The organism is Gordonia sp. SGD-V-85, assembly GCF_001456905.1.
Taxonomy (GTDB): domain Bacteria; phylum Actinomycetota; class Actinomycetes; order Mycobacteriales; family Mycobacteriaceae; genus Gordonia; species Gordonia hongkongensis.
In genome coordinates this window covers 281,572-295,560 of the sequence record NZ_LNQO01000001.1, presented here as the reverse complement: position 1 = coordinate 295,560, position 13,989 = coordinate 281,572, and the positions used below count along the sequence as shown (strand labels likewise).

Annotated in this window: 10 protein-coding genes; 3 read left to right on the top strand and 7 right to left on the bottom strand. The window is 64.5% G+C overall.

The annotated features are described in order from the left end of the window. Positions 1 to 35: 35 nt before the first annotated feature. Complete coding sequence (locus AS181_RS01300; RefSeq protein ID WP_058249955.1) at positions 36 to 1,655, top strand: HNH endonuclease signature motif containing protein; 1,620 nt, start codon at positions 36 to 38, stop codon at positions 1,653 to 1,655. A gap of 24 nt (positions 1,656 to 1,679) precedes the next feature. On the opposite strand, the gene AS181_RS01295 is transcribed toward AS181_RS01300, so the two are convergent. Beyond that, complete coding sequence (locus AS181_RS01295; RefSeq protein WP_231742205.1) at positions 1,680 to 2,681, bottom strand: zinc-binding alcohol dehydrogenase family protein; 1,002 nt, start codon at positions 2,679 to 2,681, stop codon at positions 1,680 to 1,682. 134 nt (positions 2,682 to 2,815) lie between these two features. Between AS181_RS01295 and AS181_RS01290 the strand changes: the two genes are divergently transcribed. Continuing rightward, complete coding sequence (locus AS181_RS01290; RefSeq protein WP_078112700.1) at positions 2,816 to 3,106, top strand: winged helix-turn-helix transcriptional regulator; 291 nt, start codon at positions 2,816 to 2,818, stop codon at positions 3,104 to 3,106. A 66-nt stretch (positions 3,107 to 3,172) separates the two neighbouring features. On the opposite strand, the gene clpB is transcribed toward AS181_RS01290, so the two are convergent. From clpB to AS181_RS25285, 5 genes are all read right to left on the bottom strand, one after another. Further along, positions 3,173 to 5,725, bottom strand: a complete 2,553-nt coding sequence (clpB, locus tag AS181_RS01285) for an ATP-dependent chaperone ClpB (RefSeq protein ID WP_058249795.1) — start codon at positions 5,723 to 5,725, stop codon at positions 3,173 to 3,175. A gap of 501 nt (positions 5,726 to 6,226) precedes the next feature. Next, positions 6,227 to 6,823, bottom strand: coding sequence for an SHOCT domain-containing protein (locus AS181_RS25295; protein ID WP_231742203.1), 597 nt, complete (start codon positions 6,821 to 6,823; stop codon positions 6,227 to 6,229). Between the two features lie 113 nt (positions 6,824 to 6,936). After that, entirely contained in the window at positions 6,937 to 7,305 is a 369-nt protein-coding gene (locus tag AS181_RS25290; RefSeq protein WP_231742201.1) for a hypothetical protein, read from the bottom strand. Positions 7,306 to 7,675: 370 nt separating this feature from the next. Continuing rightward, a complete protein-coding gene (locus tag AS181_RS01275; RefSeq protein WP_058249794.1) occupies positions 7,676 to 8,902 on the bottom strand; it encodes a DUF4041 domain-containing protein in 1,227 nt (408 codons plus the stop codon). Between the two features lie 37 nt (positions 8,903 to 8,939). Beyond that, positions 8,940 to 10,208: a hypothetical protein gene (locus AS181_RS25285; protein ID WP_058249793.1), complete on the bottom strand. Its 1,269-nt coding sequence runs from the start codon at positions 10,206 to 10,208 to the stop codon at positions 8,940 to 8,942. Between the two features lie 249 nt (positions 10,209 to 10,457). Between AS181_RS25285 and AS181_RS01260 the strand changes: the two genes are divergently transcribed. Continuing rightward, on the top strand, positions 10,458 to 11,900 hold the full coding sequence (locus tag AS181_RS01260; protein WP_269434024.1) for a glucose-6-phosphate dehydrogenase: 1,443 nt from the start codon (positions 10,458 to 10,460) through the stop codon (positions 11,898 to 11,900). Positions 11,901 to 11,975: 75 nt separating this feature from the next. Here AS181_RS01260 and AS181_RS01255 read toward each other — a convergent pair whose 3' ends face one another. After that, positions 11,976 to 13,871 carry a glycoside hydrolase family 15 protein gene (locus tag AS181_RS01255; RefSeq protein WP_058249791.1) on the bottom strand — a complete coding sequence of 632 codons (1,896 nt, stop codon included), beginning with the start codon at positions 13,869 to 13,871 and terminating at the stop codon, positions 11,976 to 11,978. Between the last annotated feature and the right edge of the window lie 118 nt (positions 13,872 to 13,989).

The window sequence follows — 13,989 nt, the reverse complement described above, 5'->3', positions numbered from 1 at the left end:
ATTCGCAGCAACGGTTCTCGGGGGAGGTGACCGTCATGCCCAGCACCGCACCACTCGCCGACCACGGCGCACCCGTGTCCCGCGCGGCCGAACTCGTCGCCGAACTACACGCGAACCTCGACGAACTACAGACCGTCGACTTGTCGTCATGCACCGACGAAGAACTGATCGACGTCGCCTCTGCCACCGAACGCGCCATCGCGCGACTCACCGTTGCCGGTGACCGGCAGATCGATCAGGTCGAGGCCCGCGACCTGCCCCGAAAAGCCGGCTGCCGCACCCTCATGCAGTACATGACACACCGGCTACGAGTCTCGAACCCGATGCGCCGCCGCAAGCAGATGGACGCCACCACCACCCGCACCAGCCTCGGCGGCGAGGTCCTACCACCCGAACACCCCTGCCTCGCCGAGGCGTTCGCCGCGGGAGCTGTCGGCTCCGCCCACGTACAAGCCACCCTCGACGTCCTCGACCGCATCCCCGGCACCATCGACCACGACATCAAGGTCGCCGCCGAACGACAGATGGCCGAGATCGCCGAAGCCCACACCCCCGCCGACATCACCCAACTCGGTGCCCGCCTGCTCGCCCACCTCGACCCCGACGGCACACTGACCGACGACACCGACCAGAAACGACGCCGCGGCCTGTGGATCGGCCGCCAACGAGCCGACGGGACAGCCAAAGTATCGGGCACCCTGACCCCCGCACTCGCCGCCCGGCTCACCATGATGTTCGCCGTGTGGGGCAAACCCGGACTCAACAACCCCGACGACCCCGCCTCACCGTCCGGACCGGCCGGCACCGCCGACCCCGACGCCCTGGCCTCGGCAGCCGACCGCGACGGTCGCACTCTCGCCCAAACGAATCACGACGCCCTCGACGCCGCCCTGGCCGCAGGCTTCGCCGACGGCACACTCGGCACCTCGCATCGCGGCCTGCCCGTGCAGCTAATCATCAAAACCGACCTCTCCGACCTCGTCCGCGAAGCCGGACTCGCCACCACCGCCACCGGCACCCTGCTTCCCGTCCGGGACCTGATCGCGATGGCCGGTGACGTCCAGCCGTGGTTGGCGATCTTCAAAGACGCCACCGCTGTGCCGCTGCACTTCGGGCGGGGTAAACGCTTGGCCACCCGCGAACAACGCCTCGTCTCCTTCGCCCGCCCCGATGGGGAAGTGTGCTCGGCTCCCGGGTGCGATCAGCCCGCCACCCAGGTCGAGCTTCATCACGCCGAACGAGACTGGGCCAAGGGCGGACTCACCGACATCGATGACCTCGCACCCGCCTGTCCCCGCCACAACCGCATGGTCGGCGACCAACCCGGCCAGTACACCACCCGGATCGTCCGGTCCGGGCCAGACGAAGGCCGCTGCGCCTGGCGATTGAACGCCGAACCCGGCGCCCCGCCCAACCCCGAATACATCAACCGCCGACCCGACATACCCAAGCGGTTGCAGGCCCACCTGGCACAGGTGCGGCGAGAGATCCACGGACGCACCACGTCCGGCGACGAGCCACGCCCACATGACGCGCGCCGTTCATGGCTGAAAACCAGCCACGTCATCGACGTCCGACCACCCCGACCCGGACCACGCACGCCCCGGCCCTCCCTCGTCGAAGCACACCTCATGGAGTTACTCGCCACCTCGTGAAGTTCGCCGGCTCATCCGCGTTGGTCAGCGCGTGAGGACCACCTTGCCGATCGCCCCTCCGGATTCGGAGACCCGGTGCGCTGTACGAAGATTCTCGATCGTGAAACCAGCCAGTTCACGGTTGACAGTGCTGCGGATCTTGCCGGCGTCGACGAGTTCGGCGACCCGGCCGAGGATCTGGTGTTGCGAGTCGTCTTCCGGTGCGAACAACGGCTTGGAGAACATCAACTCCCAATGCCAACTCTGGCTTTTCTGCTTCAGGGGGAGGGTATCGAGACCTTCCGGCTCGTCGATGGCGACGACCTGACCGTGTACACCCATGATGTCGGCATAGGACTCGACATTTCCGTACGAGTGGGGCGAGAAGATGTAGTCCACACCGCGCGGAGCGTATGCCCGCACGTCCTCGCGCAGGCGTCTCGGGTCGACGACGTGGTGGGCACCGAGTCCTCGCGCCCATTCCTGCGACTCAGGCCGTGACGCGGTTGCGATCACGGTGAGATCAGTCAGGGTCCGGGCCAACTGAATGACCATCGAGCCGACGCCCCCGGCACCCGCCACCACGACGATCGTTCCCGAGTCCGCGGAATCGACCCGCAGCTTCTCGAACAACGACTCCCAGGCAGTGATCGTGGTCAACGGCAGTGCGGCAGCCGCGCCGAAGTCGAGGGACGACGGTTTGCGCCCGACGATCCGCTCATCGACAAGATGGAATTCGGCATTCGTTCCCGGCCGATCGATCGAACCGGCGTAGTAGACCTCGTCCCCGACGGCAAACCTCGACACCTCGTCGCCGATCCCGACGACAATCCCCGCCGCGTCGAATCCCAGAACACGCGGCGGATCGGAGTCACGCAGGCCTGCACGCACTTTGGTGTCCACCGGGTTGACCGAGACCGCGCGGACCTCGACGAGGAGATCGTGCGGACGGGGCGCCGGCACCGGCATTGTCGTCTCGGCGAACGCGCTCGGGTCCTCGACGGAGTTCGCGGCGACCGCGACCAGGGCTGTCATCTCTCGTGTCATGGCGCTAAGGTATCCACACGACCCCAGTTACCCGCAAGGGCTCCTAGTATCCAATAGAGAGCATCGAGGCCAGCGCCATGTCACTGCCGTCCCATCGCGGAGACGCCTACTCTGCGTCGTGTCCCTGCCGAGGGATGCTCGACCTTCTCGCCGACAAGTGGAGCGCCCTGGTCATCGGCGCCCTACGCGATCGACCGATGCGTTTCGGAGAGCTCCGCGTGCGGCTGGACGGGATCAGCCCCAAAGTCCTCACGGCGACTCTGCGTCGGTTGGAGACAGCCGGGATGCTGACCCGTACCGTCTATCCGGCGGTCCCGCTGCACGTCGAATACCAACTGACGGAACTCGGGGTGGACGCCGCCGGGCCGCTGGACGCACTGCGCCTGTGGGTAGAGGACAACCTCGACCGCTTCCCACATCCGTAGCCGGCGCAGACAAAGGGACCCATCCCGAAGGATGGGTCCCTTGTCATTCACTTGTCATTCACGAACTCAGCCGAGTACCAACGATTCTCCGTCGGCACTGACATTGACCGGCACCACGTCGCCGTCCCGGATGTCCCCGGCGAGCAGCTGCTTGGCGAGCTGGTCACCGATGGCTTGCTGCACCAGGCGGCGCAGCGGGCGGGCACCGTACAGCGGGTCGAATCCGCGAGCGCCCAGCCATTCCTTGGCCTTGAGCGACACCTCGAGGTCGAGGCGACGCTGTGCGAGGCGCTTCTTGAGCTGGCCGAGCTGGATGTCGACGATCGACACCAGTTCCTCCGGGCTCAGGGCGTCGAAGATCACCACGTCGTCGAGACGGTTGATGAACTCCGGCTTGAACGCCGACCGCACCGCCATCATGACGTGATCCTTGTCGCCACCCGCACCGAGGTTCGAGGTGAGGATCAGGATGGTGTTGCGGAAGTCCACCGTCCGGCCCTGGCCGTCGGTCAGGCGACCTTCGTCCAGCACCTGCAGCAGCACGTCGAACACGTCCGGGTGGGCCTTCTCGATCTCGTCGAACAGGACCACCGTGTACGGCCGACGCCGCACCGCCTCGGTCAGCTGACCACCGGCCTCATACCCGACGTAGCCGGGCGGAGCACCGACGAGCCTTGCCACGCTGTGCTTCTCGCCGTACTCGCTCATGTCGATGCGGACCATCGCCCGCTCGTCGTCGAACAAGAACTCGGCGAGCGCCTTGGCCAGCTCGGTCTTGCCGACGCCGGTCGGGCCGAGGAACATGAACGAACCCAGTGGCCGGTTCGGGTCGGCGACGCCGGCCCGGGCACGACGCACCGCGTCGGAGACGGCCTCGACGGCAGCCTTCTGTCCGATGACTCGCTTGCCCAGTTCGTCCTCCATGCGCAGCAGCTTGGCGGTCTCACCTTCGAGCATGCGTCCGGCCGGGATTCCGGTCCACGACGACACGACCTGTGCCACGTCGTCGGGTCCGACCTCCTCCTGGAGGATCACGTCCTGCGACGGATCGGTACCGGTCTTCTCCAGCGCGGCCTCGAGTTCCTTCTCCAGTCCGGGGATTCGGCCGTACCGCAGCTCGGCTGCGCGTCCGAGGTCACCGTCGCGCTCGGCGCGTTCGGCTTCTCCACGGAGACGATCCAGCTCTTCCTTGAGGTCGCGTACCGCGTCGATCGCGGTCTTCTCCGACTGCCACCGTGCGGACAGCTCGTTGAGCTTCTCCTTCTGGTCGGCCAGTTCGGCGCGCAACTTCTCGAGCCGTTCCTTCGACGCCGCGTCCGTTTCCTTCTGCAGCGCAACCTCTTCGACCTCGAGCCGGCGGACGATGCGCTCGACCTCGTCGATCTCGACGGGGCGCGAGTCGATCTCCATCCGCAGCCGCGACGCCGCCTCGTCGACGAGGTCGATGGCCTTGTCGGGGAGGAAGCGCGAGGTGATGTAGCGGTCGGAAAGAGTTGCGGCGGCGACCAATGCGGAGTCGGTGATGCGCACACCGTGGTGCACCTCGTACCGGTCCTTCAGGCCGCGCAGGATGCCGATGGCATCCTCGACCGACGGTTCGCCGACGTACACCTGCTGGAATCGACGCTCGAGCGCGGCGTCCTTCTCGATGTACTTACGGTATTCCTCGAGGGTCGTGGCACCGACCAGCCGCAGCTCACCGCGGGCGAGCATCGGCTTGATCATGTTGCCGGCATCCATCGCGGAATCGCCTGTCGCACCGGCTCCGACGATCGTGTGCAGCTCGTCGATGAAGGTGATGACCTGTCCGGCCGAACCCTTGATCTCGTCGAGCACGGCCTTGAGCCGCTCCTCGAACTCGCCGCGGTACTTCGCACCGGCGACCATCGAACCCATGTCGAGGGAGATGACGGTCTTGTTGCGCAACGACTCCGGCACGTCGCCGGCGACGATGCGCTGGGCGAGACCTTCGACGATGGCGGTCTTGCCGACGCCGGGCTCACCGATGAGGACCGGGTTGTTCTTGGTCCGCCGGCTGAGCACCTGCACGACGCGCCGGATCTCGGTGTCGCGGCCGATGACCGGGTCGAGCTTGCCCTCGCGGGCGGCCGCGGTCAGGTCGGTCGAGTACTTCTCGAGAGCCTGGTAGGTCGATTCGGGATCCTCGGAGGTGACCCGCGCGCTGCCGCGCACGGCGACGAACGCCTCGCGCAGGGCCTGCGGCGTCGCACCGAGGTTGTGCAGCAGTTTGGCGACGTCGGAATCACCGGTCGCCAGGCCGACGACGACGTGCTCGGTCGAGACGTACTCGTCGTCGAGTTCACCGGCCAGCTGCTGAGCTGCGGTGACGGCCGCGATCGATTCGCGGGATAGTTGAGGCGTCGAGCTGGCGCCGGACACCGTCGGCATGCGATCGACCAGAGCCTGGGCCTGCGCACGAACGCTCGACGGGTCCACGCCCACCGCTTTGAGCAGCGGCGACGCGATGCCGTCGGACTGATCGAGCAGTGCCACGAGGATGTGGGCCGGTCGCACGTCGGGGTTGCCAGCACTGGCCGCCGCCTGCACAGCAGAACTCAATGCTTGCTGCGTCTTGGTGGTGGGGGTGAAGCTGTCCACTCGCGTGCACCTTTCTCTTAAGTCCAACAGGCTCAAGTATGAGCCATACGCGGTCTACAACGCCAACAGAGTTGAGTGCATTCCGCTCATGTCTACTCAATATGTGATCTACAGCACATAGAAGGCGAGGGCTCACGGCGTCCAACCAATTCTCTCGCCTGCGGCAGTCGGCGGGCCGCGGGTTGCTCGGACTGTTACGACTAGCGCGACTGTCTGCGGCGGCGACAACACCAGCAACGGCACGGCGCGGCCACACCGCAAGCCCTTCGATGCTCCTACGCACGCGCTACCTCCTCGCGTCAGAACAGTGAGGGGAGCGAACACCCGCAGCGATCGCTGCAGACACGACGAACGTTGTTCGGGCCAGGCGGCGAGATCGGCCATGGTGCTGATCATCCGCCGTTACGCACAGGAGGGGGAGGCCGAAATACCGCCGACCGTCGTTCGTCACACGGATTCCCCCGCTCAACAGCAGTGATCCGCGTTGGTCGTGTCAATCATCTATGCCATCTTCGCGATCGCAGCCCTCTTTGCGGCTTTGAACTCCTCGTCGTCGAGAAGACCTCGCTGGTGCATTTCGGCCAACTTTTGCAGTTCGTGAGCGAGACCGCCGCCGCCCGCGATAGCGGCGGGCGATGGTGGCGCATGCTGGACAACAACCTGCGGGCGCTTCGCGTCAGCGATCTTGCGCTGCATCTCGTTCAGCAGCGGTTGCGCCTCTTGATACAGCACTTTCGCCAGCGGAAGGCAGTTAGACAATGTCCACGGGTCGTCATGAGCGTTGTTTCGGCCCTTGTTGCTCGAGCGCCAATAGTCGTGGTTGCCAGAGCCCTGATAGCTGGGAGTCAACACCTCCAGGACGCCAGTAGCGAATCCGCCGTTGAACTCTATATTCGTGATCTCTGAGTACGGGAAGGTTGTCTCTCGACCGCCACCGAGCGAGCCTGCCATAAACGACGTCATGCCACCGGTTTTCGTGATTAGCAGCCGATCTTCAAACGCCACTAGGCGACCAGCCGATCCTCCATTGATGACGAACCACGGCAGTTCATCGGCGTGCGAGTGACGGGCGATCGCATCCCACCACTTGTCCTTCATTTCCGGTCCGATGACACGCACCTCATTGCGGCGACCCAGGAGCTCTGCGGTTACGGCAGCCTCGGCGGCTTGCTCTCTAGCTTCGGATTCACGAGCCTCTCTCACTTCCGGAGCTACGCCACTGCGCCACAGGTAATCGACGTAATACTTCGCGAATTCAACCTCGCTCTTGCCAGCGGACCGAAGTCGACCTCGCCGGCGTCGGTGAGCACCCGCATGTGCATGCCTTTGCCCTCGAAGTCGAAACCACGGACTTCGTCGGCAAATACTTCGAGCGGCACCCTATACTTGGGTTCGGCTTGGCTGGTCAGGAAGCCTATGATGCGGGCGTTGGTGATGGCCGCACCTTGGGTCACGGGCTTCATTCGTCGGCCGTTGACGAAGGCCCACACCACCTCCCCTTGGTACAGATCCTTCTCTTGAAGAGAACTCTCCCACTTCACCGCGTTCTTCTCTTTGACCTTCGAACTTATCTGCGCCATCCTCGTACCTTCGCTCGTCCCGCAAACACGAGCATCATCACACGCCCCTCGGCATTCCCCCGCTGGTTCGCTCGACTTTGACCCTCTGTTGCACAATCCAAGATCCAATCGCATCCAGAGCGTCGTTTGCGCCAGCGCAGGCGGCGCCGACTTCAGAGGCCGAGCAGCTAGCCTCGCACGCCTGAACTCATCAGGTCGCCACGTCGAATCAGTCCAGCAAGTGCATTGACTTCAGGCGAGGCAACCCGTCACAGTCCTATCGTGGCCTGCGGTTCCCGAATGCGGCGTAGACTTCCCAGCATGATCGCACCCGGTCGGGGGTGTACTGTCCAACGAGCATCGGGCACCGTTCGGATTGCCGAAGCGATCCCTACCTATTGGACCCAGTCGACATCTCATTGGCCTGGGGCCACCGGCCGCGACTTTGGAAGTACTGGGTCGAGTCAGGTTCTTCGTTGTACTCCAGCAGGTTTCCAACATGTTGAGCCAGAACCACGCGCACCTCGGATGGCGCTGCGAAGAAGAACTCGCGCCTCAGATTCGCATGATTCAATCGCTGATTAGAAAAGGCCTGGTGAAGCCTTGACTCGAGCGTGACCGCGTCCTCAGAGAAGTAGAGTGCGTGAACGTCGAACGGAAACGGCACCGAAGCGCTGCCCAGTTCGCGCACCCGATCCATCGGATCCAACCGCCGTGTCATACCGATCTTGACTACATTGGGGCCAAATGCTCCGCGATTGCTGATGACGTAGACGTAACCAGCGCGGATGTTTGCCTGGCGGTAGTCGTTCTCGGCGATAGCAGCCGCGATCTCAGCGATCTTGCTGCGCACCCGGTCTGATTCCGTATCGTCGTCTGACGAAAGGCTGGCTAGTAGATTCTCGTAGTGCCTGCGCTCTTTCTCGAGATTCTCTCGCTGTGCTGCCAGCTCTTGCTCAACACGCCTTTCCTCTCGGAGTCGCTCGCGTTCTTCCCGCTGAGCCAAGCGTTCTTCTTGGCGCTTCATCATGAAATCAGCGGTGAGCTCGAGTTCGGTGACGCGAAGTCGGTGGTAGTCGTCAGCGATTCGCATCTCCATGATCGCGCCGAGCTTCGCGATGGTCTCCTTCGCCTTCTCGAGACGGCGCACTGAGGTTCGTAGGTTTCCGGCCTTCACAGTCCGAACACAATTCTCGGCCTCCGCGTTGTAAGCGCGAAGCATCAGCTTGGCGAGGTCAGCGGTCATTTTGCGACCCTTCGCCAACGAGTTGTTGAAACTAAACATGTCCGACGACTCGATTGCACCGCCACTCTTGATTGAATCTTTGATGTTCTCGACTATCGATGACAGCCGTTCCCGATACTGTTCGGCGTCACGAAGAGGGTGCTGATAGACGTAGATACCGACGTCCTGAAACACGATTCGGTCATCCGTCTCGACGATGCTGGAGTTTGTGCTTTCGGCGACCGCAACGGATTCCGAGACCGGACGGAGGTGCCGGGCTACGTCAAGTTCCTTCTGGACGGCCGCAAGCTTATCGTAGAGCGAATTGAGCTCCCGCTCTTTGACGACCAGCGTGGCTCGAAGGTTGCGGATGACCTCCGCCTGCTCGGTCATTCGCTAACTTCGACGCCGTCACGAGGCGCTGTCTCAGTCATCCGCGTACCCCCTCCCGGTTCGACAGCGGCGCGAGATCATATGGCGCACTCGAGATAGCGCCGCGCAGGTGTCGCAACGTGGCTTGTGCATCTACCCGCGAGAGGTCCAGGCTCTCAATGGTCGACCGATCAGTCGCTAGCTGGGCCAGCGGCACGAACTGATCGTGTCCAGTCGCCGGATCGACAGTGTGAACACCCACGGTGATAGAAATTGTCTCAACTATGCCGCCACGGTCCGCTTCGAAGATCTCATGCACACTTCGAAGAATTACCTGAGCGACCGCGTTTGCGTAACGGTCTTTTATCGCCTTCTTCGGCAACGGCGTACTCGAGATCGTGTCGGCCGTGCGGGTGTACTTGAACAGCTTCTCGGACGGTAAGGCGTCCGGCCTTGGAATATCGACTTGCAGACTGAGCTCGGCGTCTGTGCCGTTGAACTGGAACTCATGACCCACAGGGAAGATTGAAGGGTAGACGGAGTTACTCAACACGATCGATATGTACTCTTCGAGTGCTCCGGGGTCACCCTCCTGAAGCCCCACCATCAACTTCTCTAGGCGGACGTTTGCTGCGAGCACTTCCTTTCTCGCACGGCGGCAATCATTTTCGTACTGCTCTTGGGCGGCAGCAAGCTGAACTAGGCGCGCCGCCTCAGCGTCCCGGTACTTGGCTTGGGTGCGGTGCCAGCGTTCGTCACGCAGCATCATCTGGTGTTGCCAGGCGCGATGGTTTTCCAAGTGGGCCGCCCAAGCCATGGCTCTCGCCGCTTCGTGACGCTTCTTTGCACCGACCATCCCGCTGAGACCCGTCGGTAGCGGCGGCTCGACGAAGGCCGGCTCGATCGGCGCGGGCTCGGGGACCGGTGCCGGAACTGGCTGCGTAAGTTCGGGCCGGTCGAAGGCCGGAAACTGGACGGTCTGGCGGAGGCTCGCCAAATCGACGTAATCGTCAACCTCGAGCGTCGCCAGCAGCATTGAGTCGATGGCTTCGTAACTCGCTTCCAGCTCTGCGTTCAATACGTCGACCTCGGCCTGCCGCGCCGCGACGCGCAGCGCGTCCTGCGCCTTGGCGTATCGAGCAGCTTCACGCGCGTCGCTACGCTCTTGCGCAACCCGGGTGCGTTCCCACTCACGCCTGGCACGTTCCGCCTCACGAACTGCCCGCAAACGTGCCTGTTCCGCTGCCCGCTGCGCTTGCCGTTGGCGTTGTTCGTGGAGGCGCGCCTGATGTTGCATCTCGGCGAAGAATCCGCGTCTCCTGGCCATGTCGCACTCCTGTAGGTCAAGTCGTAAATGTTCGTGGGAACCCGGCCATGTGGTCGCTAACCTGCCGATCGGCGCGATCCGGCAGCGCGGCACGGTCGGCTTCCGTACCCCACCTACTCTCTGCGCGGCAGCGAGCCTGGTTGGTCAGGTTTTCGTCACGTTCATGATTGTGTTGTATCCCACGAGCGTCAAGCGTCTGACTGGAGGCTTTATCGCCGCGCGACACCGTGAGACCGGCACTATTGACGTATGACTGCAGACAGCGCCACACCGGGGAACACGACACCGTCTGACACCGAAGCGGGTGACGAAGCGTCGGTGATCTTCATCCTCTTCGGGTCGACGGGCGACCTCGCCAAGCGGATGGTCCTGCCGTCGCTGTACGAGCTCCACCGCCGAGACCTGCTCCCCGACGGCTGGCAGCTGATCGGCAACGGCCGTGGCGACCGGACCGACGACGAGTTCCGGCAGCACGTGAAGGACGCCATCGAGGAGTTCGGTCCGGACGGGTCGGTGTCATCGGACGAATGGGAAGCGTTCGCCGCGACCATCCGCTTCGCCGGCGGCGGGTTCACCGTCGACGACCCCGGCCGTCTGCCGGAGGTGATCGACGCGGCCCGTGACGCCGTCGGCGACGGTGCTCAACTGGTCCACTATCTGGCCCTCCCACCGACCACCTTCGTCGACTACACGAAAGCCATTGCCGCGCACGATCTTGCGAAGGGATCCCGAGTCGTCTACGAGAAGCCGTTCGGAACGTCCCCCGACGGCTTCCGGACTCTCGACGAGGCGGTTCACGAATCCCTGGACGAGAAGCAGATCTACCGGATCGACCACTTCCTGGGAAAGGAGAGCACCCAGAACCTGCACGTCCTCCGGTTTGCCAACGGGTTGTTCTCGGGAGTGTGGAACCGCGAACACGTGGCGGAAGTCCAGATCGACGTCCCGGAAACCCTCGACATCGCCGACCGCGCCGCCTTCTACGACGCCACCGGCGCATTCCTGGACATGATCGTCACCCACCTGTTCCAGGTGGCGGCCGAAGTCGCGATGGAACCCCCGGTGTCGCTCGGCGCCGACGACCTGCTCGACGCGCGGGAGTCGGTCATCGCGGCGTTCCGGCCGCTGGACCCCACCGAGGTGGTCTTCGGCCAGTACGAGGGGTACCGCGACACCGACGGCATCCCCGCGGACTCCACCACCGAGACGTTCGCGGCAGTCCGCCTGTGGGTCGACACCAACCGCTGGCACGGCGTCCCGTTCCTGCTGCGGACCGGCAAGATGCTCGACCACAGCTCCCAACGACTCAGCCTCGTGTTCCGCTCCCCCGCCGACGGTCCGCTGACCGATACCCCGAAGGACGGCACCGTGCTGACCTTCGATCTGGCCGGCGACGGTGCCATCGATCTGGCGGTCACCGTCAAGGAACCGGGTTCGGGCACCGACCTCTCCGTCGCCCACATGACCGAACAGCTCGACGAGGTGGCCGACGGCCTGTCGCCCTATGCCCGACTCATCGTCGACGTGCTGCGCGGCGATCGGTCGCTGTTCACCCGGCCCGACGGTCTCGCGCATGTGTGGGAGGTGGCCGCACCGGTGCTGGCGAATCCGCCTGCACCGCAACCGTATGCGGCCGGATCGACCGGCCCTGCGGCCGCCGACGACCTGTGCGGCGGGTCCGGCTGGATCTGAACGCGGACATGAGATCCGGTTGTGGTTTGTCCCGGCTTCCGGCACAAAGCGCAACCGGATTCCGCAGCGCTCAGTTCAATCGCCCAGGCGCCGGTCGAGATTGATGGCCGCGCTGATGAGTGCGAGGTGAGTGAACGCCTGCGGCATGTTGCCGAGTTGTTCGCCGGTGAGTCCGACCTGCTCGGCATAAAGGCCTAGGTGGTTGGCATGGGTGAACATCTTCTCTAGCGCGAGCCGGGCGTCGGCCAGGCGGCCGACCCGGGTGAGTGCTTCGACGTACCAGAACGAGCACAGGGAGAACGTTCCCTCGGCGCCGTCGAGGCCGTCGTGCCCGCCGTCGGTGTCGTACCGGAACACCAGGGAGTCGCTCACGAGTTCTTCCTCGATCCGCTCGAGCGTGCGGAGGAACCGATCATCGGTGGGCGACAACAACTTCACGGCGGGGATGAGCAACAGCGCGGCGTCGAGCCGATCGGAGTCGAGCGTCTGGACGAAGGCCCCCACGTCGTCGTTCCAGCCCCGCTCCATGATCTGCAGGAAGATGTCGTCGCGGGCCTTCATCCAACCGGCGACGTCGCCCGGTAGACCGCGCTGACGACTCATCCGGATCATCCGCTCGAGGGCCACCCACGACATCACTCGCGAGTAGACGTAGTCCTGCGGCTTGCTCCGCACCTCCCAGATGCTCTGGTCCGGACGATCCCAGTTGTCGACAAGCCATCCCGCCACCGTGCACAGATGCGTCCAGGACCCGTAGGAGATCCCCGGTCCGTACTTGTTGTACAGGTACACCGAGTCGATGAGCTCGCCGTAGATGTCCAGCTGGAGCTGGTCGGCGGCGGCGTTTCCGACCAACACCGGCGAGGTCTGCCGGTAACCCTCCCAGTGGTCGAGTTCGGTCTCCTTCGGCGGCGGATCCCCGTCGACGGTGTACATCAACCGCAGCGGTCCCAGATCCCCCGCTTCGTCGGCGCCATCGTCGAACCGGCAGGTCAGCCAGTCCATGAAGGCGCCCGCCTCGTCGGTGAAACCCAGCCGCAGTAGCGCGTAGAGCGTGAAGGCGGCATCGCGGATCCACACGTAGCGGTAGTCCCAGTTCCGTTCGCCGCCGATCTCTTCGGGAAGCGCGGCGGTCACCGCGGACACCACCGCCCCCGACGGTTCGTGCGTCAGTAGTTTGAGCGTGAGCGCCGACCGGTGCACCATCTCCCGCCACCGGCCCGTGTAGGAGGAGCGCGAGACCCAGTCCTGCCAGAATGCGACCGTCGCGGCGACGACCGCGGGAGAACTGTCGTGGTCGAGCATGTCGGACCCGATGGGGTCGGGGGCGAGGACGAAGGTCACGCACTGACCGGTCTCGACGGTGAAGTGGGCCTGTGCATCCCGGTCGTCGACGGTGTCGACATCGACCGTCGACGCGAGATGCAACACCAGATCGTCGGTCTCGAAACGGAGTCGGCGTTCGTCCTCGACGACGACGGTGTGCGCCTGGCGCCCGTAATCGAACCGCGGCGCAACCGTCACGCGGAACTCCACGGAGCCGCGCACGCAGGAGACCCGACGGATGATCCGCGTGCGATGGTCGGGATCGTGCGGGCGCGCGATCGGCATGAGGTCCTGGACCTCGGCGACGCCGTCCTCGCTCAAGAAGCGGGTGACGAGCACGTTGGAGTCGGGGAGGTAGAACTGCCGCGTGGTGACCTCTCCGTCGATGGGTTCCACGGTCCAGGCACCGCCGCGGCGGGCGTCGAGCAACGAACCGAACACACTCGGCGAGTCGAACCGCGGACAACAGAACCAGTCGATCCGCCCGTCGACTCCCACGACGGCCGCGGTACGCAGGTCCCCGATGACACCGTGGTCGGCGATCGGCAGATAGTCACCGGTGGCGTCGGCCGTCGTCGCGCCGTCGCATCGAGCCGTCGCAGCCGCGTCCTCGCCTGACTCGGAAGGGGTGCTCATGCCGGCCATTCGGTGCCTGCCTCATCTCGGATGGGCGACCGGGTTCCCCAATACGCCGGTCTGAAACCCGCCGATACCGGACACTCGACAGCGATCGACCCTCGACGGAAGGACAACGGTGCCGACA

Coding starts and splice junctions, on each gene's coding strand:
- AS181_RS01290 (WP_078112700.1), top strand. CDS start 2,816: ATGCTCGACCTTCTCGCCGACAAGTGGAGCGCCCTGGTCATCGGCGCC.
- AS181_RS01255 (WP_058249791.1), bottom strand. CDS start 13,871: ATGGCCGGCATGAGCACCCCTTCCGAGTCAGGCGAGGACGCGGCTGCG.
- AS181_RS25290 (WP_231742201.1), bottom strand. CDS start 7,305: ATGGCGCAGATAAGTTCGAAGGTCAAAGAGAAGAACGCGGTGAAGTGG.
- AS181_RS25285 (WP_058249793.1), bottom strand. CDS start 10,208: ATGGCCAGGAGACGCGGATTCTTCGCCGAGATGCAACATCAGGCGCGC.
- AS181_RS01300 (WP_058249955.1), top strand. CDS start 36: ATGCCCAGCACCGCACCACTCGCCGACCACGGCGCACCCGTGTCCCGC.
- AS181_RS25295 (WP_231742203.1), bottom strand. CDS start 6,823: ATGAAGGACAAGTGGTGGGATGCGATCGCCCGTCACTCGCACGCCGAT.
- AS181_RS01260 (WP_269434024.1), top strand. CDS start 10,458: ATGACTGCAGACAGCGCCACACCGGGGAACACGACACCGTCTGACACC.
- AS181_RS01275 (WP_058249794.1), bottom strand. CDS start 8,902: ATGACCGAGCAGGCGGAGGTCATCCGCAACCTTCGAGCCACGCTGGTC.
- AS181_RS01295 (WP_231742205.1), bottom strand. CDS start 2,681: ATGACACGAGAGATGACAGCCCTGGTCGCGGTCGCCGCGAACTCCGTC.